General features: G+C 71.0%; 21 protein-coding genes and 1 pseudogene. 5 read left to right on the plus strand and 17 right to left on the minus strand.

What is annotated here, in order from left to right:
- From ACIHAD_RS32830 to ACIHAD_RS32845, 4 genes are all read right to left on the minus strand, one after another.
- The gene (locus ACIHAD_RS32830; RefSeq protein ID WP_397358577.1) at positions 1-1,101 is read right to left on the minus strand and encodes a hypothetical protein; all 1,101 of its coding nucleotides are present in this window, start codon (positions 1,099-1,101) and stop codon (positions 1-3) included.
- On the minus strand, positions 1,098-2,147 hold the full coding sequence (locus ACIHAD_RS32835) for a HesA/MoeB/ThiF family protein (RefSeq protein ID WP_397358578.1): 1,050 nt from the start codon (positions 2,145-2,147) through the stop codon (positions 1,098-1,100). Before ACIHAD_RS32835 ends, ACIHAD_RS32830 begins: the two co-directional genes overlap by 4 nt.
- A 229-nt stretch (positions 2,148-2,376) precedes the next feature.
- On the minus strand, positions 2,377-2,946 hold the full coding sequence (locus ACIHAD_RS32840) for a dienelactone hydrolase family protein (protein WP_397358579.1): 570 nt from the start codon (positions 2,944-2,946) through the stop codon (positions 2,377-2,379).
- Positions 2,947-3,186: 240 nt separating this feature from the next.
- A complete protein-coding gene (locus ACIHAD_RS32845; protein ID WP_397358580.1) occupies positions 3,187-4,848 on the minus strand; it encodes an endo-1,4-beta-xylanase in 1,662 nt (553 codons plus the stop codon).
- A 301-nt stretch (positions 4,849-5,149) separates the two neighbouring features.
- Between ACIHAD_RS32845 and ACIHAD_RS32850 the strand changes: the two genes are divergently transcribed.
- The 4 genes from ACIHAD_RS32850 (at position 5,150) to ACIHAD_RS32865 (ending at position 9,326) form a co-directional block, all read left to right on the plus strand.
- Positions 5,150-6,811, plus strand: coding sequence for a class I adenylate-forming enzyme family protein (locus ACIHAD_RS32850; protein WP_397358581.1), 1,662 nt, complete (start codon positions 5,150-5,152; stop codon positions 6,809-6,811).
- Positions 6,812-7,108: 297 nt separating this feature from the next.
- A complete protein-coding gene (locus ACIHAD_RS32855) occupies positions 7,109-7,513 on the plus strand; it encodes a hypothetical protein (protein ID WP_397358582.1) in 405 nt (134 codons plus the stop codon).
- Between the two features lie 50 nt (positions 7,514-7,563).
- Positions 7,564-7,923: a nuclear transport factor 2 family protein gene (locus ACIHAD_RS32860; RefSeq protein WP_397358583.1), complete on the plus strand. Its 360-nt coding sequence runs from the start codon at positions 7,564-7,566 to the stop codon at positions 7,921-7,923.
- Positions 7,924-8,018: 95 nt separating this feature from the next.
- Positions 8,019-9,326, plus strand: coding sequence for an MFS transporter (locus ACIHAD_RS32865; RefSeq protein WP_397358584.1), 1,308 nt, complete (start codon positions 8,019-8,021; stop codon positions 9,324-9,326).
- 73 nt (positions 9,327-9,399) lie between these two features.
- On the opposite strand, the gene ACIHAD_RS32870 is transcribed toward ACIHAD_RS32865, so the two are convergent.
- A complete protein-coding gene (locus ACIHAD_RS32870; RefSeq protein WP_397358585.1) occupies positions 9,400-9,633 on the minus strand; it encodes a hypothetical protein in 234 nt (77 codons plus the stop codon).
- Positions 9,634-9,713: 80 nt separating this feature from the next.
- On the opposite strand from ACIHAD_RS32870, the gene ACIHAD_RS32875 reads away from it, so the two are divergent.
- A complete protein-coding gene (locus ACIHAD_RS32875) occupies positions 9,714-10,322 on the plus strand; it encodes a Uma2 family endonuclease (protein ID WP_397358586.1) in 609 nt (202 codons plus the stop codon).
- A 42-nt stretch (positions 10,323-10,364) separates the two neighbouring features.
- On the opposite strand, the gene ACIHAD_RS32880 is transcribed toward ACIHAD_RS32875, so the two are convergent.
- The 12 genes and pseudogenes from ACIHAD_RS32880 to alaS form a co-directional block, all read right to left on the minus strand.
- Positions 10,365-12,920 carry a phenylalanine--tRNA ligase subunit beta gene (locus ACIHAD_RS32880; RefSeq protein ID WP_397358587.1) on the minus strand — a complete coding sequence of 852 codons (2,556 nt, stop codon included), beginning with the start codon at positions 12,918-12,920 and terminating at the stop codon, positions 10,365-10,367.
- Positions 12,920-13,960 carry a phenylalanine--tRNA ligase subunit alpha gene (gene pheS / locus ACIHAD_RS32885; protein WP_397358767.1) on the minus strand — a complete coding sequence of 347 codons (1,041 nt, stop codon included), beginning with the start codon at positions 13,958-13,960 and terminating at the stop codon, positions 12,920-12,922. The genes ACIHAD_RS32880 and pheS overlap by 1 nt, the downstream gene beginning before the upstream one ends.
- A gap of 150 nt (positions 13,961-14,110) precedes the next feature.
- Positions 14,111-15,202 (minus strand): ATP-binding protein, encoded by a 1,092-nt coding sequence (locus ACIHAD_RS32890; protein WP_364097387.1) that lies wholly within the window; start codon positions 15,200-15,202, stop codon positions 14,111-14,113.
- Between the two features lie 50 nt (positions 15,203-15,252).
- Complete coding sequence (locus tag ACIHAD_RS32895; protein ID WP_397358588.1) at positions 15,253-16,056, minus strand: TrmH family RNA methyltransferase; 804 nt, start codon at positions 16,054-16,056, stop codon at positions 15,253-15,255.
- Between the two features lie 77 nt (positions 16,057-16,133).
- Positions 16,134-16,520 (minus strand): 50S ribosomal protein L20, encoded by a 387-nt coding sequence (gene rplT / locus ACIHAD_RS32900; RefSeq protein ID WP_397358589.1) that lies wholly within the window; start codon positions 16,518-16,520, stop codon positions 16,134-16,136.
- A 23-nt stretch (positions 16,521-16,543) separates the two neighbouring features.
- The gene (gene rpmI, locus ACIHAD_RS32905) at positions 16,544-16,738 is read right to left on the minus strand and encodes a 50S ribosomal protein L35 (RefSeq protein WP_125635662.1); all 195 of its coding nucleotides are present in this window, start codon (positions 16,736-16,738) and stop codon (positions 16,544-16,546) included.
- 283 nt (positions 16,739-17,021) lie between these two features.
- Positions 17,022-17,534 (minus strand): annotated as a pseudogene (gene infC / locus ACIHAD_RS32910) (translation initiation factor IF-3); the annotation flags it as partial.
- 300 nt (positions 17,535-17,834) lie between these two features.
- The gene (locus ACIHAD_RS32915) at positions 17,835-18,689 is read right to left on the minus strand and encodes a shikimate dehydrogenase (protein WP_397358590.1); all 855 of its coding nucleotides are present in this window, start codon (positions 18,687-18,689) and stop codon (positions 17,835-17,837) included.
- 83 nt (positions 18,690-18,772) lie between these two features.
- Positions 18,773-19,933 (minus strand): endolytic transglycosylase MltG, encoded by a 1,161-nt coding sequence (gene mltG, locus ACIHAD_RS32920; protein WP_397358591.1) that lies wholly within the window; start codon positions 19,931-19,933, stop codon positions 18,773-18,775.
- A gap of 211 nt (positions 19,934-20,144) precedes the next feature.
- Positions 20,145-21,305: an endolytic transglycosylase MltG gene (mltG, locus tag ACIHAD_RS32925; RefSeq protein WP_397358592.1), complete on the minus strand. Its 1,161-nt coding sequence runs from the start codon at positions 21,303-21,305 to the stop codon at positions 20,145-20,147.
- 91 nt (positions 21,306-21,396) lie between these two features.
- Positions 21,397-21,879, minus strand: a complete 483-nt coding sequence (gene ruvX, locus ACIHAD_RS32930; RefSeq protein ID WP_397358593.1) for a Holliday junction resolvase RuvX — start codon at positions 21,877-21,879, stop codon at positions 21,397-21,399.
- Position 21,880: 1 nt separating this feature from the next.
- Positions 21,881-24,553 carry an alanine--tRNA ligase gene (alaS, locus tag ACIHAD_RS32935; protein ID WP_397358594.1) on the minus strand — a complete coding sequence of 891 codons (2,673 nt, stop codon included), beginning with the start codon at positions 24,551-24,553 and terminating at the stop codon, positions 21,881-21,883.
- Positions 24,554-24,565: the final 12 nt, after the last annotated feature.

Raw genomic sequence — 24,565 nt, forward strand, 5'->3', positions numbered from 1 at the left:
TCAGGGGGCGGGGTGGGCCGGGTGCGGCTTGGGGCGGCGGGCCGAGGTGAGCAGGCGGTGGCCGAGTACGGCCAGGTAGAGTGCCCAGCCGGCGCCGACCACGACCAGGGCGGCGACCGGCTGCCAGCCCGGCGGCTCCTCGACGGCCCGGCGGCACACGGCGACCGTCACCGGGACCGTGTAGAGGGCGAAGAAGGCCAGCCCGAGCACCCGTCCCACGACGAGGAACCAGGCGTACACCCGTACGCCGCGCGGCGCCGTACGGGTGCGGCGCGCCCGCAGGTACGCCTGGGCGTCGGCCATGAGGTTCTTGTTGCCGCCGGCGTTCGCGATGGCGTAGTAGACGTCGGTGCGCATGAAGAACAGGAACTGCCAGGCGATCTGCGACAGGCAGATGACCACGACGAGCCGTACCGCGGGCAGGTCGGCGACGTACAGCAGGCAGGTCCCGGCGCAGGCGAGGAACCAGTCCACCCGCATGCCCGCCAGGTGGGCGCGGTAGCGGGCGCGCCTGGGCACGCCCCAGATGCCGGTGATCCTGGTCTGCACGACGAGGAACTGCAGGCGGGTGCCGAGCGACAGCTCGGCCCGCACGCCCAGCGACCGGGCCGCGGCGATGTGGCCGAGCTCGTGGACCAGCACGAGGAGCCACGAGCCCGCCGCGAAGGCGACGGTGAAGGTGAGGCTGTCCGACCAGACCAGTGAGGACAGGGACGGCAGCACGCCGGGCCTGGTGACCGCCACGGCCAGGGCGCACACGGTCAACGCGGCCAGCACGGCGTGCGCGGGGCGGGAGAACAGCCAGGCCACGTGGCCGGGGCGGATGCGGTCCCACAGGTTGGGCGGGCGCCGGGGCCGGTCGAGCAGCCCGGCCGCGCCGAGCCCGGTCACGAACTCGGCCACGTCCACGTCCAGGCCGCGTTCGGCCAGGACCAGGGCGCGGGCCTCGGCGGTCGTCCTGGTGCCGTCGAGGGCCTCGACCACGGCCGCCGCCACGCCGGGCACGTTGACGAACGTCTCGCCGTTGCCGATCACGTAGTCGTCCGGGCCGTCGGCCACCACGCTGAGGAACGACAGGTCGGTCAGCGGCTCGGTCTTCACCCGCACACCTCGCAGCCGTCCAGGCGGTCGAAGTCGTAGGCGGTGGTGGTGAGCGTCAGCAGGTCGAGCCAGCGGCTGCGGCCCTCGACGGCCGGGGCGCCGGTGCCGGTCAGGAAGCGGATCACCTCGGCGGCCAGCATGCCCGACACGATCCCGCACAACGGCCCGAACGACGGGACGGCCCGTCCGGGGTTGTCGCTGGCGGGCAGGACGGTGGAGCCGTACCGCTCGGCCAGGGCGGCCTCCTGGCAGGCCAGGCAGCCGGTCTTGCCGGGCACGACCAGCGGGCCGAGCAGGCCGACGTGCTGGTTGAACCCGCCGGTGAGGAACGGCGTGCCGGCCCGCACGCATGCCTCGTTGACCCAGCGGCGGATGTGCGGCTGCGGGGTGTCGACGGTGTTGACCACGAGGTCGGCGTCGGTGACCACGTCGGAGGGGCCGGTGATGCGCCGCTCGACGCGGGTGACGCGGACGTCCGGGCAGTGCTCGCGGAGCCTGCGGGCGGCCGCGGCCGTCTTGGGCTCGCCGAGGTCGCGGACGGTGTAGAGGTGCTGGCGGTGCAGGTTGCCGATCTCGACGCGGTCGTCGTCCAGGATGGTCAGGCGGCCGACGCCCGAGGTGGCGAGGTGGAGGGCGACCTGGCCGCCGATCGCGCCGGCGCCGAGCACCGCCACGTGCCGGCCGGCGAGGTCGCCGAGCGCGGCCACGGCCCGGTCGGCCGGGTGGAACATGGCCATGAACAGGGCGAACCTCGACAGCCTCGCGTCGGCGGCCAGCGTGACGAGTTCGGCGTCGGTGACCAGGAAGCGGGCCGCGCGCAGCTGCTCGACGGCCGAGTCGATCTCGGCGGGGGTGAGGTCGTCGAGCAGGGCGTACAGGTCGGACTGCTCGACGGGGGTCTCGGCGCACAGGCGCAGCAGGCGGCGCAGGGGTGGCGGAGCGGGATCGAGGATCTGGCCGGTCGGGGGGAAGTCGCCGAGCCGTACGCGTCCACGGACGTCGTCGATGAACAGGGGGAAGACCGGATTCACCTGAATCCTGGGCATGAAGGGCGGCTCCCGGACGAGTGAGGGCCTCCCGCGGGGTCGGGCCGCGTCGCGGGAGGCCCGAAACGGTCAGCAGCTGTTGCTGTTACCGGTGGTTTCGACTTCTTCGACCTTCTTGATCTCGATCGTCATGAGCGGTCCTTCCGTCGATCTTGATGGGCCGTTGCGATCATAAAGTAAAGATCACCCCTTTTGATAGACCCAAGTACGAAATATCCGGGAAAACGTCTTATATCCGCGCAATAAAGTCGCGCGAGCGTTTCCACATAAGCGCCGCCGACTCCTCCGAGTATCCGGGAAGATCGGGATCGGCGAACAAGTGCACATTTCCCGGATAAATGAAGCACTCGAATATCGGACCCAGCTCCGTGCGCAGACTGCGGACGTCGTCGGCGTCCACCCACGGGTCGCCCTCCGCGTAGTGGAGCTGCACCGGCACCGAGACCGGCCACCCCTCCACGCCCACCTCGGGCACGGCCGCGCAGCCGTGGTAGAGCAGCAGACCCCGGGCCAGGGGATGCGTGGCGGCCAGGAGCTGGGCCCCGTACCCGCCCAGCGAGAACCCGGCGAACACGACCGGACCGCGCGCCTGCCCGGCGATCTCCCGCCAGCGGCGTTCGAGCTCGTCGAAGCCGATCGCGTCCCGCTTGCGCAGCCCGGATTCGAGGTCGTCGAAGACCTCGCCGTCGTAGTAGTCGGGCGTGCGCACGACGTGCCCGCCCTCGCCAAGCGCCTCCGCGGCCCCCAGTACCCCCGGTCGCAGGCCCTGTGCGGAGTGCAACAGGATGATCTCTGCCATGTGCACTGTGTACCACCGCGCGAAGGCCCCACCAAGGGGCCCGTTCGGCCACGCTCCGGTCGCCGTGCGGGCGCCTCACGACGTCCGCCCGAAGCTCGCCGGACGACGGCGGTCGCTACGCTCCTGGGCATGATCGCTCCCGTGGGCGCCGCCGCCTCGTTCAACGTGCTGGTCTTCTCCAGGACGGCCGCTGACCGGCCCCCCGGGCGGTGGCCATGTCCGCCCGGGAAGTCCGGCGGGTCAGGAGCAGGTGTAGCCGGACGGCGTCGCGGTGTCGCCGCCCGGCCTGGCGACCTGGAACCCGAAACTGGTGTTCGCGCCGGGCGCGAGCGTGCCGTTGTACCCGGCGTTCCTGGCGGTGACGTTCTGCCCGCTGACGGTGAGCGTGGCGTTCCAGGAGCCGGTCACGGTGTGCCCGGCGGGCAGGGTGAAGGTGACCGTCCAGCCGTTGATCGCCGACGTGCCGGTGTTGGTGACGGTCACGGGCTGGATGACGTACCCGCCGCCCCACTGGGTCTGCACGGTGCCGGCGGCGGTGCAGCCGCCCGTGCCGCCCCCGGTGAGGGTGGTGAAGGTGACCGTCGCGGAGTCGCCGGACAGGTTGCCCGCGCCGTCGCGCGCCCGCACGTAGACCTGGTACTGGGTGTTCGCGGTCAGGCCGGTCAGGTTGATGCTGTTGCCGGTGGACTGGCCGAGCTGGGTGTCGGAGCTGCCCTGCTCGCGGTAGACGTTGTAGCCGGCCAGGCCGCTGCCGCCGCTGTCGGTGGAGGCGGTCCAGGTCAGGGTGGCCGAGTTCGCGGTGACGTTGCTCGCCGCGGGGGTGCCCGGCGTGGTGGGCGGGGTGGTGTCGGTGCCGGTGCCGCCCGCCAGGGCGTCGTGCACGGCGGTGTACGACGGCTTCTGCTGGTAGCTCTCGTTGTAGATCAGCGCCGCGCCCTGGCCGGGGAAGGTGTCGGGCACCCAGGAGTACTTGTCGGTGAAGCCCCAGATCGTCACGCCCTGGCAGGCGGTCACGGCCAGGCAGGCGTTGACGACGTTGCGGTAGTAGGTGGCCTGGGTGGCGTCCTTGGTGGCGTCCCTGGGGGTCTGCATGCGCACGTCCAGCTCGGTGATGCGGACCTGGACGCCGAGGGCGGCGAAGCGCTGCAGGTTCTGCTGGAAGTCGCCGGGGAAGCCGTACTGGATGGCCAGGTGGGACTGGAATCCGACGCAGTCGACCGGGACGCCCTGCTGGCGCAGCGAGGAGACCAGGTTGTAGATCGCCGTGCTCTTGGCGTTGATCCCCTCGGTGTTGTAGTCGTTGATGCACAACTTGGCGTCGGGGTCGGCGGCGCGGGCGGCGCGGAAGGCGTCTGCGATGTAGCCCGAGCCGAGCGTGTTGTACCAGAACGACGTGCGCAGGTTGCCGTTGTCGTCGAAGACCTCGTTGACGACGTCCCAGGAGACCACGGCCGGGTTGTCGGCGAAGTGGCCGACCACGTTGGCGATGTGGTTCTGCATGGCCGCGCGCATCGCGGTCGCGCTCAGGCCCTGCACCCAGCCCGGCGTCTGGCTGTGCCACACGAGGGTGTGGCCGTGCACCTGCTGGTCGTTCTGGGCGGCGAAGGCGACGATCGCGTCGGCGCCGGAGTAGTTGAACTGGCCCTGGCTGGGCTCGGTGGCGTCCCACTTCATCGCGTTCTCGGGGGTGACCTGGCTGAACTCGGTCGCCGCGATGTTCTTGTAGGAGGTCTCACCGGCCAGTGGGCTGGTGGCGAGCGCCGTGCCGATGAACTTGCCCTTGGCGGCCGCGTGCGTCCGCAGGGGCGCCGAGGCGTCGGCCGACGTGGCGGGGAGGAGGAATGCTGTGAGAATCCCCAGCAGGGCGAGGACTCTGACGGACAGGGACGAGAGCACGGGCATCTACCTCCGGAGGCAGGCACTTCATTCCGAAACCTTTCGATCCTCGGCGGATCGCATCGCAGACGGTATTGACATGCGAGGGGACGGTCAATGCCACCCGCCGACCAGCTCCAAACCAGCAGCTTGCACGCTGAAAATATCGCTAGCATAATGAAACTTTCACCGAGCCGGACGCCGGGGTGGCACAAGGCGACCCTCGGGAGCACCCCGGGCGCCGGTTTCCGCTGCTCTAGCGCGACGTACCTACCGGTCGGTACTGTGAAATCGTCCGGAATAATCCTCTGATGCGGGAGTTCTGCGCATGTCCCTTTCGCACGCCCAGGTCCAAGCTCAGCTCACCGGCCCCGGCCAGCTTTTCGAGACCGAGGAGATCGGCGACACCGGGGTACGTACGTGGAAGCACGCACCGGGACACTTCCGAGCCCTGCTGGAGACCAGCAGATTCCACGGCGAGCAGGTCTTCCTGGCCTACGAGGACGAGCACATCACCTTCGAGGAGCACTTCCGCCGCGCCGCCACCCTGGCCAACCGCCTGGTCGAGGAGTACGGCGTGACCAAGGGCGACCGCGTCGCCATCGCCATGCGCAACTACCCGGAATGGGTGGTCTCGTTCTCGGCCGCGCTGGCCGCCGGAGCCATCGCCGTACCGCTGAACGCCTGGTGGACGGAGGCCGAGCTGGCCTACGGCGTGAGCGACTCCGGGGCCAAGGTCCTGATCGCCGACGGCGAGCGGGCGGTCAGGCTGGCCGCCACGGGCGTGCCGATGATCGTGACCAGGGGCGAGGTCCCCGAGGGCGCGCGGTCCTTCGGCGACGTGCTGGGCGAGGTCACCGCCGACGTCACGCTGCCCGACGTGGAGCTCTCCCCCGAGGACCCGGCGACGATCTTCTACACCTCCGGCACCACCGGCCGCCCCAAGGGCGCGCTGGGCAGCCACCGCAACCTCGGCCAGTCCCCCATGACCGTGGCCTACGGCCTCATGCGCTCGGTCACCATGGCCGGCAAGGACGCGGGGGCGGCGGCGAGCGTACGGCGGGTGACGCTGCTGACCGTCCCGCTGTTCCACGTCACCGGCTGCTTCTCCGGCATGACCACCTCGATGTTCACCGGGGGCGGCGTGGTCCTCATGTACAAGTGGGACCCCGAGCAGGCCCTGCGGCTGATCGAGCGGGAGCGCGTCACCACGATGATCGGCGTGCCGACCAACGCCTGGCAGCTGATGTCGCACCCGGACTTCGGCAAGTACGACCTGTCGTCCCTGACCACCCTCGGCTACGGCGGCGCGCCCGCCCCTCCCAAGCTGCTGGAGCGCATCACCACGAACCTGCCCGACCGCGCCCCCTCCAACGGCTACGGCATGACCGAGACGACCGCGCTGGCCATCGGCAACGGCGGCGCCGAGTACCACGCCAGGCCCGACAGCATCGGCATGCCGTCGGCCGTGGTGGACGTCCGCGTGGTGGACCCCATGGGCGCCGAGCTGCCCGCCGGCGAGGTCGGCGAGCTGTGCGTACGCGGCCCGAACGTGATCATGGGCTACTGGAAGCAGCCCGAGGCCACGGCGCAGACGTTCGTGGACGGCTGGCTGCACACCGGCGACCTGGCCAGGATCGACGAGGAGGGCTTCGTCTACATCGTGGACCGCGCCAAGGACATGGTGATCAGGGGCGGCGAGAACGTCTACTGCGCCGAGGTCGAGGCGGCCCTGTTCGAGCACCCGGCCGTGGACGACGTGGCGGTGATCGGCGTCCCGCACGACGAGCTCGGCGAGGAGGTCGGCGCGGTGATCCGGCTTGCCCCGGGCCGGTCGGCCACGGCGGAGGAGCTGCGCTCGTTCCTGACGGACCGGATCGCCAAGTTCAAGATCCCGGTGCACGTGTGGTTCCGCGAGGGCGAACTGCCCCGCAACCCGGGCGGCAAGATCCTCAAGACCCATTTGCGCCGCGAGGTCCTCGGCTCCTGACCCTCCACACCGCCTCCCGGGCCCCTGCACCTCCCTGAACCCCCACCCCGGCCCACCGGACACTCCCGAACCCCGCTCCCCGACCCTGCACACACTCCCGAACCCCCTTCCCGACCCCCGCGCACTCCCCAACCCCCTCCCGGGGCGCCTCCGCAAGGGGGCGCCCCGTTCTTTTCCCCGAAGAATCCGCAGGTCGGCGGCCGGTTCGCAGTCCCCATTACCTGGCGCGTAATCGCGGCCCCTACGCCCCGCCTGACATCTTTCAAGTGTCGCAACCAGCACTTGAAGGAGCCGAGAATGACCGCCCTCACCGTCACCGCCGACCGGACCAAGTTCCTGCGCCTCGCGCTGGCCGCAGACGCCGTCGTCACCGGCGTCAACGGGCTGGTCTACCTGGCCCTGGCCACCCCCGCGAGCGACCTGCTCGGCCCGGGCGCGGGCCTGCTGCGCGAGATCGGGATCTTCCTCCTCGTGTACGGCGCCGCCGTCGGCCTGCTGGCCTCGCGCCCCACGATCAACCAGACCGCCGTCAAGGCCGTCATCGCCCTGAACATCGTCTGGACCCTCGGCAGCGTCGCGGCCGTCGTGACCGGCGCGCTGGAGTTCAGCACGATCGGCGCCGTCTGGGCCATCGCCCAGGCTCTGGTCGTGGGGCTGTTCGCCGAGCTCCAGATCACCGGCCTGCGCCGGACCCGCCGCTGACTTCCCTGTGAAAACCCTTAACAGCAACACCTGAAGAAAGAGAGATCATCATGACCTCCGAACTCGTCGAGCGCTACCTGGCCGTCTGGAACGAGACCGACGCCGACGCCCGCGCCAAGGCCGTGGCCGAACTGTGGACCGAGGACGCGACCTACACCGACCCGATGGCCGACGTGGCCGGGCACGCCGGGATCGCCGCCGTGATCGAGGGCGCGCAGGGCATGTTCCCCGGCCTGGTGTTCACCGCCGGCGAGGTGTTCGACGCCCACCACCACATCGCCCGCTTCACCTGGCACCTCGGCCCGGCCGGCGAGGAGCCCCTGGCCGTCGGCTTCGACGTGGTCGAGCTGGCCGAGGACGGCAGGATCCGCAGGGTCCTCGGCTTCCTCGACAAGGTGCCCGGCGCCTGACGACCCCGCCCGCCAAGGCCCCCGGTTCCCCGGGGGCCTTCGCCGTCCCAAAATGATTTGCCCTGACCACGGACGTCATCGGACAATCAGACTTCGTGCCCGCACCACTCATACGCCTGCTCCGTCACCTCTCCCCCGACCTGAGCCCGCTGCGCGACTCCCGCGACTACCGCCTGCTGTTCGGCGCCGGGGTCGTCACCATGTTCGGCACGATGATCACCATGGTGGCGCTGCCGTACCAGATGAAGGAGCTGACCGGCTCCTACGTCGCGGTCGGGCTGATGAGCCTGGCGGAGTTCGTGCCGATGGTGGTGTGCGGGCTGTGGGGCGGCGCGATCGCCGACGCGCTCGACCGCCGCCGGATCATCGTGCTGAGCGAGCTGGGCCTGCTGGTGACCACCACCGCCCTCGTGGTCAACGCGATGCTCCCCCACCCGCAGATCTGGGTCCTGTACGTGATGGGCGCCCTGTCCACCGGCATCGCCTGCCTGCAACGTCCGAGCCTGGAGGCCGTGATGCAGCAGGTGGTCAGGCACGACCAGCAGGCCGCGGCCGCGGTGCTGAACAGCCTGCGCTGGAACTTCGGCGCGATCCTGGCCCCGGCGCTGGGCGGTCTGCTGCTGGTCCACCTCGGCACGCACGTCGCCTACGCCATCGACGCGATCACCTTCGCGCTCTCCCTGGCGCTGCTGTGGCGCATCAGGTCGCTGCCGCCCGTCGAGGACGCCGCGCCCGCCTCGCTGAGGTCACTGGTCGAGGGCGTGCGGTACGCCACCGGCCGCAGAGACCTGATGGGCACGTACCTGGTGGACATCGCGGCCATGGTCTTCGCCATGTCCAACGCGCTGTTCCCGTTCCTGGCCGACGAGCTGGGCTCGCCCGACTCGCTGGGCCTGCTGTACTCGGCGGCGGCCGTGGGCGCCCTGGCCGCCTCGGTGACCGGCCGCTGGACGGCCCGCGTCCAACGGCAGGGCCTCGGCGTGATCGTGGCGGCGGCGCTGTGGGGCGTGGCGATGACGCTGACCGCGCTGGCCCCCGGCGTGTGGCTGGTCTTCCTCTGCATCGCGCTCGCCGGGGCGGCCGACATGATCAGCGGCATCTTCCGCACGACGATGTGGAACCAGACCATCCCGCAGGAGCTGCGCGGGCGCCTGGCGGGCATCGAACTGCTCTCGTACGCCAGCGGCCCGATGCTGGGCAACGCCCGCGCGAGCCTGATGGCCAACTTCGGCGGCACCCGCTTCTCGCTGGGCGCGGGCGGCCTGCTGTGCGTGGGCGCCGTCCTGGGCCTGGCCGCCGCCCTCCCCGGGTTCCGCCGCTACGACGCCAGGACCGACGAACACGCGGTCGCGGAACGCACCCGCCGCACCCGGCAGTCCACCGACCAGCCCACCCCCGCCTGACCGGCCCCTGCCCACCTGACCAGCGCCGACGACCGCGGCGGGCGGCGCGGGCCGCGGGCCGCCGGCGGCGCGCCTACTCCGCCTCCCGCCACCCTTCGTACCGCTCCACCAGCTCGTCCACCTTCGCCAGAGCCCCTTCGTCGAGCCCCTCCACGACGACGAGCCACTGGGCGTCCTCGGCGTCGTCCTCACCGGCGAGCGTCTCCCGCACCACCCTCGGCACCCCGAGCCCGGGGAACCACTCGCCCAGCGCCTCGGCGACCTCCTCGGCGTCCTCCCGCTCGGCGAACACCAACAACTGCCTCATGCCCCACATTCTCCCGCGAGTTGAACACGTGTACGTTCGTTCACCGGGCGTGAGCGGAATACATTGATTAGCGTTGGACCATGACTGCCGAAGCGGTGATCCTCAAGATGGAGTCCTCTTCCTCACTCCCCGACTGGGCCTTCCCGCCGCCGCAGGGCTACGTCGCCGAAGACCTCGATCACATTCCGGATCTGCCTGCGCACACAGAGTTGATTGACGGAAGCTTGGTCTTCGTGAGCCCCCAGCGCGACTTCCATCACACGGTGATCTTCCAGCTGCATGTGCACCTGCGAGAGGCGGCCCCCAGCGGCTACCGGCTCCGCCAGGAGATGAGCGTGAAGCTGGGGCCGGAACAGCGGCCGGAGCCGGATCTCATCGTCCTGGCCCCCAACGCCGTCATCCGGCAGGACGTCACCTACTTCGACGCCAAAGACGTCGTTCTCGCGGTCGAGGTCGTCTCCCCCGACTCGGTGGTGCGCGACAGGAAGCGGAAGCCCACCCTCTACGCCGAGGCGGGCATCCCCCACTTCTGGCGCATCGAAGAAGTCGAGGGCCTGCCGGTGGTCTACGTCTACGAGATCGACCCCGCCACCAACACCTATTCCAACACCGGCGTCCACCACGACCGGCTCAAGCTCACCGTGCCGTTCGACATCGACATCGACCTCACAACGCTTTACACCGCCTGACGAACAGGGCCGGTACGGAGATCCGTACCGGCCTTTCGTGTGTCAGGCGCCGCGCAGTTGCGCTCCCACGCGGTCGGCCGCCATCGCCACCGCCGCGTCCCTGGCCGCCGTCGTCTCCTCGACCGTCAACGTACGGTCGGCCGCCCGGAACCGCATCGTGTAGGCGAGCGACTTGTTCCCCTCGCCCACCTGCTCACCCGCGTAGACGTCGAACAGCCGCACCGACTCCAGCAACTCCCCGGCCCCGTCACGCAGCGCCGCCTCCACGTCGGCCACCGGCGTGAAGTCGGGCACGATCAGCGCCACGTCCTGCGTCGCCACCGGGTACGGGGACACCGGCGGCGCCTGCGCCGGCCCCGGCATGCCCGACTCCAGCCGCGACAGCTCCAGTTCCATGGCGGCGGTGCGCGGCGGCAGCCCGTACGCCTCGATGACCCGCGGGTGCAGCTCACCGGCATGCCCCACCAGCGTGTCGCCCACGTAGAGGGCGGCGCACCGGCCCGGGTGCCAGGGCTCGTGCTGGTCGGCGCTGATGGACAGCTCGATCCGCGACTCGGCCGCGACCAGCCGGGCGGCCTGCACCGCGTCGGCCCACGAGGCCTGGCGGCCGGAGCCCCACCAGCCGGACCGCTCGAACTCCCCGGCCAGCACGACCGCGACCCGCAGCGGCTGGTCGGGCAGCGCCGCCTCGATCGAGGCCAGCTCCTCCTCGGTGGGACGGCGCGCGACGCCGAGCACCGGAGCGGCGGCGGGGGCGTTCTCCCGGGGCCGGTAGACCGCGCCCGTCTCGAACAGCGCCACGTCGCCGAAGCCACGCCCGGCGTTGCGGACCAGCGTCTTGAGCAGGCCGGGCAGCAGCGTCGTGCGCATCAGCGGCTCGTCCTCCGACAGCGGGTTGGCCAGGCGCATGGCCCGGCGCCGCGCGTCGTCGGCGGGCAGTTGCAGCCGGTCGAAGTCGTCGGCCCCGATGAACGGGTAGCTGAGGACCTCGACATAGCCGCCCTCGGCCAGCGCCCGGCCGACCCGCCTGCGCAGCCGCTGCCCCTCGGTCAGCCCGGCGCCCGCCGGAGCGCCGGGCAGCACCGACGGCAGCCGGTCGTAGCCTTCGAGCCGGATGACCTCTTCGGCCAGGTCGTTGGGGTCGGTGAGGTCGGGACGCCACGACGGCGGGGTCACCGTGATCATGTCGGGCCCGGTGACGGCCAGCCTGGCCGCCAGCTCGCCGCCGGTCACGACACCGGTCGGGTCGACGCCGCCCTGGCGCACGGCCGGGTCGTCACCGTCGGCCACGAGGCAGCCCACCTGCTCCAGGCGGCCGACGACGACCTCCTTGGAGTACGGGACGCCCGCCACGGCCGACGGATGACCGGCCGGGATCGCGATGCGCGCCGGCGTGACGTCGACCTCGGCGTGCGTCACCCCGGGCTGCACGGTCGCGCCGCCCAGCTCGGCCAGCATGCGCACCGCCCGCCAGGAGGCGACCAGCGGCAGCTCGCGGTCGACGCCGCGCTCGAACCGCTTGGACGCCTCCGACACCAGCCCGTGCCGACGCGACTCGCGCGAGATGCCGGTCGCCGAGAAGTGGGCGGCCTCGATGACGATGTCGGTCGAGCCGTCGGAGATCTCGGTCTCCAGGCCGCCCATCGTGCCCGCCATGGAGATCGGGCCCGACTGGTCGGTGATGAGGATGTCGTCGGGGTCGAGCTCGCGCACGACGTGGTCGAGCGTCTCCAGCCGCTCGCCCTCCCGGGCCCGCCGCACGACGATCTCGCCGGTCAGCTTCGACCGGTCGAAGGCGTGCAGCGGCTGGCCCAGCTCCAGCATCAGGTAGTTGGTGATGTCGACGGCCAGCGACACCGGACGCATGCCGGCCCGGCTCAGGCGCACCCGCATCCACAGCGGGCTCTGGGCGGCCGGGTCGAAGCCGCGCACCTCGCGCAGCACGAACCGGTCGCAGGCCGTCGGGTCGCCGATGGAGGCCGGCCAGGACGGCTCGGTCTCGGCGGGCACCTCGACGTCGGCCGGGTCGCGGAAGGCCACGCCGAACGCGGTGGCCACCTCGCGGGCCACGCCCCGGACGGACAGCGCGTAGCCGATGTCGGGCGTGATCTCCAGCTCGATCACGTCGTCGCGCAGGCCGAGCAGCTCGACCACGTCGGTGCCGATGGGCGTGCCGGCGGGCAGCACCATGATGCCGTTGTGGTCGTCGCCGAGGCCCAGCTCGCGCTCGGAGCAGATCATGCCCTCGGACATGCGCCCGTACGTCTTGCGCGCCCCCACCTCGAACCCGCCCGGCAGCACGCCGCCGGGCAGCACGACGGGCACACGGTCGCCGACGACGAAGTTCGTGGCGCCGCAGACGATCTCGCGCGGCGTCGCCTCGCCCACCTCGACCTTGCAGTGCCTGATCGGCTTCTTGAAACCGGACAGCTCCTCGATCTCCAGCACCTCGCCGACGACGACGTTCTTGACGTCGTGGCCGTAGGAGGTGATGGCCTCGAGCTTGAGCCCGGCCATGGTCAGCCTGTCGGCCACCTCGTGCGCGGTGGCCGCCGGGAGATCGACGTACTCCCGCAGCCAGGAAAGCGGGACCTTCATCAGATCTCCATTCCGAACGGGAGCGTGAAGCGCACGTCCCCCTCGATCATGTCTCGCATGTCTTCGGCGTTGTGGCGGAACATCAGCGTGCGCTCGATCCCCATGCCGAACGCGAATCCGGAGTAGCGCGAGGGGTCGACGCCGCAGGCGATGAGCACGCGCGGGTTGACCATGCCGCAGCCGCCCCACTCGATCCAGCCCTCGGACTTGCAGGTGCGGCACGGCGGGTTGCCGGGGACCGCCGAGGCACCGCGGCAGACGAAACACTTCAGGTCCATCTCGGCGGACGGCTCGGTGAAGGGGAAGTAGTTCGGCCGGAACCGGGTGGTGATGCCCTTGCCGAACATGACCTCGGCGAACCTGTCGAGCGTGCCCTTGAGGTGGGCCATGGTCAGGCCCTCGTCGACGGCCAGCCCCTCGGTCTGGTGGAAGACCGGGGTGTGGGTGGCGTCGAGTTCGTCGGTGCGGAACGTCTTGCCCGGCGAGATCACGTAGACCGGCAGCTCGCGCTGCAGCAGCGCGCGGATCTGCACCGGCGAGGTCTGGGTGCGCAGCACCATGCCCGATTCGGTGGAGTCCACGAAGAACGTGTCGTGCTCGGAGCGGGCCGGGTGGTCGGTGGCGATGTTGAGCGCGTCGAAGTTGAACCACTCGCCTTCGAGCTCGGGGCCCTCGGCCACCTCGTAGCCCATGGCGACGAACGCGTCGGCGATGCGCTCCTGCAGCGTGGTCAGCGGGTGGCGGGCGCCGCGCGGCCGGCGGTCCCACGGCAGGGTGACGTCGACGGTCTCCTCGACGAGCACCCGGGCGTCGCGCTCGGCCTCCAGCTCGGCCTGGCGGGCGGCCAGCGCCTCGCCGATCGCTCTGCGGGCGCCGCCGACGCGCTTGCCGGCCTCGGCGCGGGCGGCCGGCGGCAGGGCGCCGATCTCGCGGTTGGCCAGGGCGATGGGCGAGCGGTCGCCCGCGTGCGCCAGCCTGGCCTGCTTGAGTGCGTCGAGGCTGTCGGCCGCCTTGATCGCCGTGAGGGCGTCGGCCTCCATGCGGGACAGCTCGTCGGCGTGCAACGGTGTCACCTCGACGGGGTCGTAGTCAGACAAGAGTGAGCTCCGTATCCAGGGCTTGAGCGGAAATGAGTCTAGTGGGGCCCGCCCACCGGACCGACTTCGACGGGCGCCAAGCCGCTCGGGGCTTCAGACCGTGGCGAAGTCGGGTGTGCCGGTGGGCACGGTAAATCGGAACTCCGCGCCGCCCTCGGGCGCGCGCTGCACGGTGATCGTGCCACCGTGCGCCTCCACCAGGCCCTTCACGATGAACAGGCCGAGCCCGGTGCCGCCGCGCCTGCGGCTGTTGCCGCCCCGCCAGAACTGCCGGAAGACGCGCGGAGCCAGCTCGGGCTCGATGCCCTCGCCCTCGTCGCGCACCGACACGGCCACTCCCCATCCGACGGACTCGATCTCGATCGTCACGGTGCCACGCCCGTGGCGCACCGCGTTCTCCACCAGATTACCCAGAATCTGGTCGATCTTGTCCTGGTCGAGCCACATCTCGGGCAGCCGGTCGCCGACGATCAGGCGGTAGCGGTCCTCGGAGTCGCCCGCCGCGACCCTGCCGGCCACGAGCCGGCGCGCCCTGGCCGGCAGGTCGACGACCTGGCGGCGCACCTCCAGCCGCCCGGACTCGATGCGCGAGACGTCGAGCAGCTCGGTGATGAGGCGGGTGACGCGGTCGGCGTCGTTGTTGACGGTCTCCAGCATGACGCGCTTCTGCTCGTCGGTGAAGCGCGTCCACTTGGCCAGCAGGGTGGCGGTGAAGCCCTTGACGCTGGTCAGCGGCGAACGCAGCTCGTGGGCCACGGTGGAGACCAGGTCGGCGCGGCTGCGCTCCAGCCGCGCGCGGGCGCCGCCGTCGCGCAGGGTGATCGTCACGCGTTCGACCTCGCCGCCGCGCTCGGGCTCGCGCACCAGCCGGGCCGCGACGTAGAGCTCCTGCCCGCCCGGCAGGTGCAGCGGCCGCTCGGGGACCCTGGTCCTGGTACGCAGCCCGCCCTCGGGATCGAGCCCCTTCCACCACTCGCGCCCGTCGTGGTCGCGGAAGGGGAAGACCTCGTTCATCTCCCGGCCCACCGCGCGTTCCATGGCGACCCGCGTGAGGCGGACGGCGGCCCGGTTGACGGCCAGCACGCACCCATATCGGTCGGTCACGATGAGGCCGTCGGGGAGGTCGTCGATGGAGATCGTGCACGCGGCGGCCACGACTCGTCCGTCGGTTTCTGCGCCGTGCACGACCTCGCCTCCTCCGCCTACAACGCCGACAATAGCGGGTTTCCGGTCCTCTAGGGCACTCGCTGAGCCCTGGCGGAGGAGTAAAGGCACACCGCCGCGGCGGTGGCCAGGTTGAGACTTTCAGCCTGTCCGTAGATGGGCACTCTGACCACATCGTCCGCCTCGGCGCGTATCTCCTCCGGCAGTCCCCAGGCCTCGTTCCCGAAGATCCACACGGTCGGTCCGGAAAGATCCACGTCGTCGAGCGTGTGCTTGCCCGCGCCGTCGGCCGCCAGCACGCGCATGCCCCGCTCCCTGAGTTGACGCACGGCGGCGGCGACCGGTGCACCGATGACGACGGGCAAATGGAACAGGCTGCCCGCGCTGGCGCGTACGCACTTGCCGTTGTACGGGTCGACGGAGGCGTCGGTGAAGATCACCGCGTCCGCCCCGGCGGCGTCGGCCGCCCGCATGACGGTGCCGGCGTTGCCCGGGTCGCGTACGTGCGCCAGCATCGCGACCAGCTTCGGCTCCCCCGCCAGCGCCTCCTCCAGCGGCACGTGCACCAGCCGGCACACCGCCAGCAGCCCCTGCGGGGTCACGGTCTGGGACAGCTCCGACATGACCTCGCCGCTGGCCCGGTGGACGGGCACCCCCTGCAGCGTGGCCCGGGTGATGAGCTCGGCGTGCCGCAGCTCGGCCTCGGCCGTGGTGAACAGCTCCAGGGTCACCCCGTCGAGCCTGAGCGCCTCGCGCACCGCCTGCGGCCCCTCGGCCAGGAACCTGCGGTCCTGCTCCCGGAAGGCGCGCTTGGTGAGCCTGCGTGCGGCCTTCACCCTCGGCGACTTCACGTTGGTCAGCTCGGACCCGGCCATGCTCTCCCCCTGATCGTGCGTGGATACAGCAAAAGGGCCCACCGTGACGGTGGGCCCTCATGTGTCTGAAGGCGACCTCAGCTCGCGGCGGCCGGAGCGTTCACGTTCGCCGGGAGCGCCTTCTTGGCGGCCTCGACGAGCGTGGCGAAGGTCGGGGCGTCGTTGACCGCGAGGTCGGCAAGGATCTTGCGGTCGACCTCGATGTTGGCCAGGCGCAGGCCCTGGATCAGGCGGTTGTAGGTCATGCCGTTGGCGCGGGCAGCGGCGTTGATCCGCTGGATCCACAGACGGCGGAACGCACCCTTACGGTCCTTGCGGTCCCGGTAGGCGTACGTCATCGAGTGGAGCATCTGCTCCTTGGCCTTGCGGTACAGCCGTGACCGCTGGCCACGGTAACCGCTCGCCCTGTCGAGGACGACCTTGCGCTTCTTCTTGGCGTTGAGCGCCCGCTTCACGCGTGCCATGTTCTTCTCCCCGGGGGTTCGCGCTACTTGGCGAGCAGCTTCTTGATCTTCTTGGTGTCTGCCGGCGAAACGACGACTTCACCCTTGAGACGACGCGTCAGCGTGGAGGACTTCCACTCGTTGTAGTGCGCGCGGCTGGCGCGGCGGCGCTTGAGCTTGCCGGTGCCGGTGAGCCGGAACCGCTTCTTCGCACCGCTGTGCGTCTTCATCTTCGGCATGTCGCCGTCTCTCCTCAATTCGGTCGTGCCGGTGGCCGGGCCGGTGCTGGCCGGCCCGGTCGCGGCTGGTTCGTCTGCCGGCGGCTGCTGGGGCGCGTGCTGTAAGGCTAACCCCAGCCGCAGGTCACGCTTCCTGTACGGAAGGTTCCGCTTCCTCCACGGAAGGCTCCCCTTCGTGCGCGGAAGGCTCCCCTTCGTGCGCGGAGGACTCCCCTTCGTACATGGAAGGCTCCTCGCCGTCACGCTGCGCCTTGGCAGCGGCCTTTTCGGCCTTGGCCTCGGCCTTCTTCTTGTGCGGACCGATCACCATGATCATGTTACGGCCGTCCTGCTTGGGCTGGGACTCCACGAACCCGAGCTCCTGGACGTCTTCCGCGAGCCGCTGCAGCAGCCGGAAGCCGAGCTCCGGCCGGGACTGCTCACGTCCACGGAACATGATCGTGACTTTGACCTTGTCCCCCGCCTTGAGGAACCGCACCACGTGACCCTTCTTGGTCTCGTAGTCGTGCGGGTCGATCTTCGGCCGGAGCTTGATCTCCTTGATGATCGTGTGCGCCTGATTCTTGCGCGCCTCGCGCGCCTTCATCGCGGACTCGTACTTGAACTTGCCGTAGTCCATGAGCTTGCACACGGGCGGTCGAGCCGTGGCCGCGACCTCGACGAGGTCGAGGTCGGCCTCCTGGGCGAGCTTCAGCGCGTCATGAATGCTGACGATGCCTACCTGCTCGCCGTTCGGGCCCACGAGGCGAACCTCGGGAACTCGGATACGCTCGTTGATGCGGGGCTCAGTGCTGATGGGGCCTCCTAGGTTTGCGATCCCTACGTGCTCGTCGTGGCGGGGGCCTTCCGCGCCGAAGACGCGAAAAGCCCCGCACGTCGCGCATGCGGGGCCACTGAGCTCTGTGGCTTCGTGGCCTCGAGCTCCCCGGAGAGTCCGGCGTGATCCTGGACCCGGCCACCTTTCGGTGACTCAGGTGGGAGGGAGACCTCCGCTTGCGCGTCCAGCAAGGCGTGCCGGACCGATCAGAGAGCTACATTACCACAACCACGCAGGCGCCTCGAATCATCCCGCCGGCGCGGGTAATCGTCCGGGAGATCAGCTCGGCCGGGCCGCGGCCCGGCGGGAGATCTCGGCCTCGCCCGCCGCGCGCATGGCCTCGACCGGCACGTCCGTGCGGCCGGTCATCAGCTCCACCTGGCGCACGGCCTGGTGCAGGAGCATCGCGAAGCCGCCGACCACCGTGCCGCCCGCGTCGCGGACCGCCGTGGCCGCCCTGGTCGGCCAGGGGGCGTAGACCACGTCGAACAGCGCCGGCACCCGGGCCAGCCGCTCCGCCCAGGCGTCGGCGGCCCCGGCGGGCAGCGTGGAGACCACCAGGTCCACCCCCGTGTACGCGTCGAGCTTGTCGAACGTCTCCACCGCCAGCCTCACACCCAGCCGTTCGGCCACCTCGGCCGTCTCCCCCGCCCTGGCCGGGTCGCGTACCAGCAGGGTGGCCGAGAACAGCCCCAGGTTGCGCAGGGCCGCCAGCGCGGAGGCGGCCGTGGCGCCGCCGCCCAGGACGGTCGCCGACCGCGGCGCGGGCACGCCCGCCTCGGCCAGCGCCTGCTCGATGCCGTGGACGTCGGTGTTGTGGCCGTGGCGCAGGCCGTCGCCGAAGACCACGGTGTTGGCCCCGCCCACCTCGACGGCCAGGTCGGAGACGGTGTCGAGGAGCGGCAGCACGGCCCGCTTGAGCGGCATCGTCAGCGAAAGGCCGGCCCAGGCGCGCTCGCCGCCGCCCTGCCCGCGTACGGGGGTCAGCCCGGCGAGCAGGCCGGGCAGCCGCGCCTCGTCGCACTCGATCGCCTCGTAGCTCCACCCGTCGAGCCCCATCGCCGCGTAGGCGGCCCTGTGCAGGTGGGGCGAGAGCGAATGCCCGATGGGCGAGCCCATGACCGCAGCCCGCATCGACACTCCTTCCGGAAACACGGATCCCTGCTCCTACCACGCCGCGGGCGGGCCACCGGTCGTCGCGCGGCCCGCCGCGGGGGTCAGCCGCCGTTCCGCTTGTACTCGGCCAGCAGCGCCTGGCGTTCGGCCTCGGTGGTGGCGAACTTGGTGACGTTGCTGTTGGGGTCGGTGGCGACGAAGTAGAGCCAGTCACCCTTGGCCGGGTTGAGCGCGGCCTCGATGGCGTGCTGGCCCGGGTTCGCGATGGGGCCGGGCGGCAGGCCGAGGTACATGTACGTGTTGTACGGGCTCTTGGTCTTCGTCTCGGCGATGGTGGCGGCGGTGCGGTACTTGTTGAGGGCGTACATGACCGTGCTGTCCATCGCCAGCTTCATCTCCGGCTCGTGCTGGAGCCGGTTGTAGATGACCCGGGAGATCTTGGGCATGTCCTCGAACCGGCCGGCCTCGGCCTGGATGATGCTGGCGATGACCACGATGTCCTGGGGCTTGCGCCCGAGGGCCTTGGCGCCGCCTACGAGGTCGACCTCCTCGGCCGTCTGGTTGAACCGCTTGACCATCGCCCCCAGGATCTGCGCCGGGGTCACGTTGGGCGGGAAGTCGTAGGTGGCCGGGAAGGCGTAGCCCTCCAGCTTGCCCTTGGCGTAGGACGGCAGGTCGAGGTCGCCGGTGTCCTTGGCCGCGGCCGCGAACCCCTTGGCCGGCTTGCCCGTCGCCTTGGCCAGCGTGGACAGCGTGTCGGACAGGCGCAGGCCCTCCTTGACCGCCACCTTGGCCAGCAGCTTGTTCTCGGGGCTCAGCATCGCCACCGCGCCGGCCGCCGACATCTTCTTGCGCATCTTGTACTGGCCCGGCTGGAGCGACCCGCTCTTGCCGGCGTTGCCGATGGCGTTGCTGAACGCCCTGGCGCTGGCCACGACGCCCAGGCGCGCCAGTTCCTCGGCCACCTCCGACGCGCTCTGGCCGTCCTTGATCTCGACGATCACCTCGCCGGTGCCCTGGCCGGTGTAGTCGTCGGGCACGAGGGCGTCGCTGAGCCACAGGTAGCCGTAGTAGCCGCCGCCGCCGATGATGCCCGCCAGCACCACGAAGGCGAGCAGCGGCGCGACGAAGCGGCCCCGGTTGCGGCGTCTGCGCCGCCGGCGGCTGCCGCCGCCGCGCTTGCCGGAGCCACGGGTACGGCGCCGGGACCGACCCTCGTCGTCCTCGGTGCCGAGCAGGGAGTTCAGATCGAGATCGCTCATAGGTGCGCTGGCCAATCTCCCGGTACGGCCCGTTCGGCGTCAAGCGGTTGTGCCGAACCGGCCGGGGTCACCGGGCGGAACGGGGGGATCCGCCGGGCATGCTCCCACGACCAGCGGAGATCACTCTGGGTAGCCATGCTAGGGGATGGGAAGAGGGCGCATGACCCAGTACGGGGCTTTTGCGCGGGGACAGGGGGGGTCCCGCAGAACATCAGCCCGTCCCGAGGTTCTTGTTCAACTCTTCCCGGTATCTCACGAACTCGCTCTCTTTGTTAGTGAATTTGGTGATTCTATGCGCCGGATCCGTCGTCACAAACCAGTGCCAATCACCTGCGGCCGGGTTCAGCGCCGCCAGCAGCGCCTTCTCCCCGGGATTGGCGATGGGCCCCGGCGGCAGCCCGCGGCGGCGGTAGGTGTTGTAGGGGGAGCTCACCTTGGTGTCGCTCTCCGTCACCTTCAGTGACCGACGGTTCTGCGCGTACAGGACCGTGGTGTCGAGCTCCAGCGGGGTGTTGCTCCTGAGCCTGTTGTAGATCACTCTGGCGATCTTGGGGTAGTCGGCGTCGGTGCCGCCCTCCGCCTGGACGAGGCTGGCGACCGTGAGGGCCTCCAGCGGGGTCAGGCCGAGCCGCCGGGCCCCCTCCGCCAGATGGATCTGCCGGGCGGCCACGCCCCAGCGCTCCACCATGGCGGCCAGCACGTCCACGGCCTTGTCGCCGGGCTCGACGTCGTACGTGGCGGGGAACAGGAAGCCCTCGATCCCGGGCGCGTACGAGGGCAGCCCGATGAGACTCTTGTCGACGGCCTGCAGCTCCTTCAGCGGCAGCGCGGCCAGCTGGGCGACGCGCCGCAGCACCTCGCCCGCGCGCAGTCCCTCGGGCACCGCCACCCGCCTGACGAGCCGGGAGGCGGGCGCGAGCAGCAGGTCGAGCGCCGCGCCCGCGGCCATGCCCTTGCGCAGCCGGTAGTGGCCGGGACGCAACCGGTTGGCCACGGCCCGTTCCTGGGCCGCGTTCACGAACGAGCGCGAGCTGGCCACCACGCCGGCGTCGGCCAGCGCGGTGCCGATGTCCTCGGCGTTCGCGCCGGGCGGGATCCGGACGGTGACCGTCCCGCTGCCCACGCCCTCGAAGTCGTCGGGGCTCAGGTACGGCCTGACCACCATGAGCGCGCCCGCCCCCGCCGCCACCAGGGCGGCCACCAGCGCGGCGGAGATCAGCCCCGCCTTGCCCAGGGCCCGGCCCCGGCGCGGCGGCTGGCCGCCGGTCCCCGGAGGCTCCCCGGCCGCCGGCTCCGGCGGTGTCTCCTGCTCGGAGTCCTCCCGCCGGAACGGGACCACCTCGCCGCCGTCGTCCTCAGGGGTGGCGTTCACGCGGCCACCTCGCCGGGCAGGCGCCGGGCAGGCGGCATCGGAGCGGACGCACGGGTCATGGCCTCGTGGCGGGCCTCGCGGTGCCGCCCGGTCATGAGGCAGGTCCGTCGGCCGCCGCGGGGGGCGGTTCGACGGGCCTGCCTGGTGGTCTCTCGGTGGCGCGTTCGGAGTCGAGGGCGTCCTGGAGCAGCACGACGGCGGCCGCCTGGTCGACGACCCCGCGCTGTTTCTTGGCGCGTACGCCGCTGGCCCGCAGCCCGTGCTGGGCCGCGACCGTGGTGAGCCGCTCGTCGAACAGCCGCACCGGCGTGGGCGCCAGCCGCCCGGCCAGCTCGGCGGCGAACGCGCGGGCCAGCCCGGCCGCCTGCCCCTCACGCCCGGACAGCGAGGTGGGCAACCCCACGATCACCTCGATCGCCTCGTGCTCGGCGACGATCTCGGCGATGCGGTCGAGGTCGCCCTTGCCCCGCCGCACGGTCTCGACCGGCGTGGCCAGCACCCCACTGGGATCGCTGCGGGCCACGCCGATGCGTACGGATCCGACGTCGACGCCGATCCGCGAACCGAACCTCATGTCATCCGATCTGCTCGCCGATGGCCTGTTCGACCAGGCCCAGCGCGTCGCCGATCGCCTCGGGCCGCGTACCGCCGCCCTGCGCGACATCGTCCTTGCCGCCACCGCCACCCCCAAGAGCCTTGGCGGCGACGCCGACCAGCCTTCCGGCCTTGAGCCCCCGCTCGCGCCCCGCCTCGTTGACCGCGGCGACCACCACGGGCCGGTCGGAGGGGGCGCCGGCGATCACCACGACCGCCGGCCGGTCGGCCGGGAATCTGCCACGCACATCAAGCGCGAGCTTACGCAGGTCGTCGGCACCGGTGCCATCAGGCGCGCGGTGTGTCACCACGGAGACTCCGTGCAGGTCACGGGCCTGGGACGCCAGCTCGCCGGCCACCTGGAGCACCTGCGCCGAGCGCACCTTCTCCAGCTCCTTCTCGGCGGTGCGCAGGCGGGTGACGATGCCCTCGATGCGCTCGGGCAGCTCCTCGCGACGCGCCTTGAGCTGCTCGGACAGCTGGGCCACCAGCACGCTCTCGCGGGCCAGGAAGCGGAAGGCGTCGATGCCGACCAGCGCCTCGACCCGGCGCACGCCCGCGCCGACCGACTGCTCGCCCAGCACCTTGACCAGGCCGAGCTGCCCCGAGCTGTGGACGTGGGTGCCGCCGCACAGCTCGCGCGAGTAGTCGCCGATCTCGACCACGCGGACCTCGTCGCCGTACTTCTCGCCGAACATCGCCAGCGCGCCCATCGCCCTGGCCTCGGCCTGGGAGGTGTAGAACGCGTTGACCTTGAGGTCGTTGATCAGCACCGCGTTGACCTCGTCCTCGACGTCGCGCAGCACGCTGGCCGGGACGGCGCCCGCCGCGGTGAAGTCGAAGCGGAAGCGGCCAGGAGAGTTCTCCGAGCCCGCCTGCGCGGCCGTCTCGCCCAGCGCGTTCTTGAAACCGCGGTGGACCAGGTGGGTGGCGCTGTGGCTGCGCGAGATCGCCCGGCGGCGCTCGACGTCGATCTCGGCCTGGGCCTCGTCGCCGGCCTTCAGCTCACCGCTGCGGATCTTGCCGCGGTGCACGATCAGGCCCTTGAGCGGCGACTGCACGTCGAGGATCTCGACCTCGGCGCCCGCCGTGCGGATGACGCCCTGGTCGGCGAGCTGGCCGCCGCCCTCGGCGTAGAACGGGGTGCGGCCGAGCACGATCTCGACGGTCGTGCCCGCGCCGGCCGCCGGCACGCTGACGCCGTCGACCAGGATGCCGACGACGGAGGTCTCGGCCTGGGTCTCGTCGTAGCCGAGGAAGTCGATCTTGCCGGCCTTCTCCAGCAGGTGGCCGAAGACGGAGATGTCGGCGTTGCCGGTCTTCTTGGCCGCCGCGTCGGCCTTGGCGTTCTGCCGCTGCTCCTTCATCAGGCGGCGGAAGCCCTCTTCGTCGACCTTCAGGCCCTGCTCGGCCGCCATCTCCAGGGTGAGGTCGATCGGGAAGCCGTAGGTGTCGTGCAGCTTGAACGCCTGGTCGCCCGAGAGCGTCGTGCCGGACTTGCGCTTGGTCTCCTCGACGGCCACGTCGAAGATCGCGGTGCCGGTGCGGAGCGTGCCCAGGAAGGACGCCTCCTCCGCGTCGATGATCCCGTGGATCTGCGGCGCGTCGACCTTGAGCTCGGGGTACTGCTCGCCCATCACGTTGATCGCGACGTCGGTCAGCTCGTGCATGTAGCGCTCGTCGCCGGAGCCGAGCAGGCGCAGGTTGCGCACCGAGCGGCGCAGGATGCGGCGCAGCACGTAGCCGCGGCCCTCGTTGCCGGGCATGACGCCGTCGGCGACCAGCATGGTGCCGGTGCGCACGTGGTCGGCGATCACGCGCAGGCTCACGTCGGCGCGGTGGTCGCGGCCGTAGCGGGTCTTGGTGAGCTCGGCCGCCTTGTCGAGGATCTTGTAGGTGGTGTCGATCTCGTAGAGGTTGTCGACGCCCTGCAGGATCGTCGCCATGCGCTCAAGGCCCATGCCGGTGTCGATGTTCTTGGCCGGCAGCTCGCCGGAGATGTCGAAGTCGACCTTGGTGCGGACCTGGCTGAGCTGGTACTGCATGAAGACGAGGTTCCAGACCTCGAGGTAGCGGTCCTCGTCGGCGACGGGGCCGCCCTCCTTGCCGTACTCGGGGCCGCGGTCGTAGTAGATCTCCGAGCAGGGGCCGCCAGGGCCGGGCACGCCCATGTGCCAGTAGTTGTCCTCCAGGCCGCGGCGCTGGATGCGGCTCTCGGGCACGCCGACCTTGTTGCGCCAGATGTCGTAGGCCTCGTCGTCCTCGAGGTAGACGGTCGCCCACAGGCGCTCCTCGGGGAAGCCGAAGCCGCCGTCGGACTCGGACCGGGTGAGCAGCTCCCACGCGAACGGGATCACTTCGGCCTTGAAGTAGTCGCCGAAGGAGAAGTTGCCGAGCATCTGGAAGAAGGTGGCATGCCGGGTGGTCTTGCCGACCTCTTCGATGTCGGGCGTGCGCACACACTTCTGCGCGGTGGCCAGCCGTGACGCCGGAGGCTTGCGCTGCCCCAGGAAGTACGGCTTGAACGGCACCATACCGGCAGGAACCAGGAGTAGCGTGGGGTCCTCAGCGATCAGGCTGGCCGAGGGCACGACCTTGTGCCCACGCTCCTCGAAGAAGCGCAGGAAGCGGCGGGCTATCTCTGCCGACTCCATTGTGGCCATCCT

This window comes from Nonomuraea sp. NPDC052265, from assembly GCF_044547985.1.
Lineage (GTDB): Bacteria > Actinomycetota > Actinomycetes > Streptosporangiales > Streptosporangiaceae > Nonomuraea.

Excerpts from the sequence above, each read along its gene's own strand:
- rpmI (WP_125635662.1), bottom strand. The coding sequence starts at position 16,738 with ATGCCGAAGATGAAGACGCACAGCGGTGCGAAGAAGCGGTTCCGGCTC.
- ACIHAD_RS32845 (WP_397358580.1), bottom strand. The coding sequence starts at position 4,848 with ATGCCCGTGCTCTCGTCCCTGTCCGTCAGAGTCCTCGCCCTGCTGGGG.
- ACIHAD_RS32870 (WP_397358585.1), bottom strand. The coding sequence starts at position 9,633 with ATGAGGCAGTTGTTGGTGTTCGCCGAGCGGGAGGACGCCGAGGAGGTC.
- ruvX (WP_397358593.1), bottom strand. The coding sequence starts at position 21,879 with ATGAGGTTCGGTTCGCGGATCGGCGTCGACGTCGGATCCGTACGCATC.
- mltG (WP_397358591.1), bottom strand. The coding sequence starts at position 19,933 with ATGAGCGATCTCGATCTGAACTCCCTGCTCGGCACCGAGGACGACGAG.
- ACIHAD_RS32835 (WP_397358578.1), bottom strand. The coding sequence starts at position 2,147 with ATGCCCAGGATTCAGGTGAATCCGGTCTTCCCCCTGTTCATCGACGAC.
- pheS (WP_397358767.1), bottom strand. The coding sequence starts at position 13,960 with ATGGAGGCCGACGCCCTCACGGCGATCAAGGCGGCCGACAGCCTCGAC.
- alaS (WP_397358594.1), bottom strand. The coding sequence starts at position 24,553 with ATGGAGTCGGCAGAGATAGCCCGCCGCTTCCTGCGCTTCTTCGAGGAG.
- ACIHAD_RS32860 (WP_397358583.1), top strand. The coding sequence starts at position 7,564 with ATGACCTCCGAACTCGTCGAGCGCTACCTGGCCGTCTGGAACGAGACC.
- ACIHAD_RS32855 (WP_397358582.1), top strand. The coding sequence starts at position 7,109 with ATGACCGCCCTCACCGTCACCGCCGACCGGACCAAGTTCCTGCGCCTC.
- ACIHAD_RS32880 (WP_397358587.1), bottom strand. The coding sequence starts at position 12,920 with ATGAAGGTCCCGCTTTCCTGGCTGCGGGAGTACGTCGATCTCCCGGCG.
- ACIHAD_RS32875 (WP_397358586.1), top strand. The coding sequence starts at position 9,714 with ATGACTGCCGAAGCGGTGATCCTCAAGATGGAGTCCTCTTCCTCACTC.
- ACIHAD_RS32840 (WP_397358579.1), bottom strand. The coding sequence starts at position 2,946 with ATGGCAGAGATCATCCTGTTGCACTCCGCACAGGGCCTGCGACCGGGG.
- ACIHAD_RS32915 (WP_397358590.1), bottom strand. The coding sequence starts at position 18,689 with ATGCGGGCTGCGGTCATGGGCTCGCCCATCGGGCATTCGCTCTCGCCC.
- ACIHAD_RS32895 (WP_397358588.1), bottom strand. The coding sequence starts at position 16,056 with ATGGCCGGGTCCGAGCTGACCAACGTGAAGTCGCCGAGGGTGAAGGCC.
- rplT (WP_397358589.1), bottom strand. The coding sequence starts at position 16,520 with ATGGCACGCGTGAAGCGGGCGCTCAACGCCAAGAAGAAGCGCAAGGTC.
- ACIHAD_RS32850 (WP_397358581.1), top strand. The coding sequence starts at position 5,150 with ATGTCCCTTTCGCACGCCCAGGTCCAAGCTCAGCTCACCGGCCCCGGC.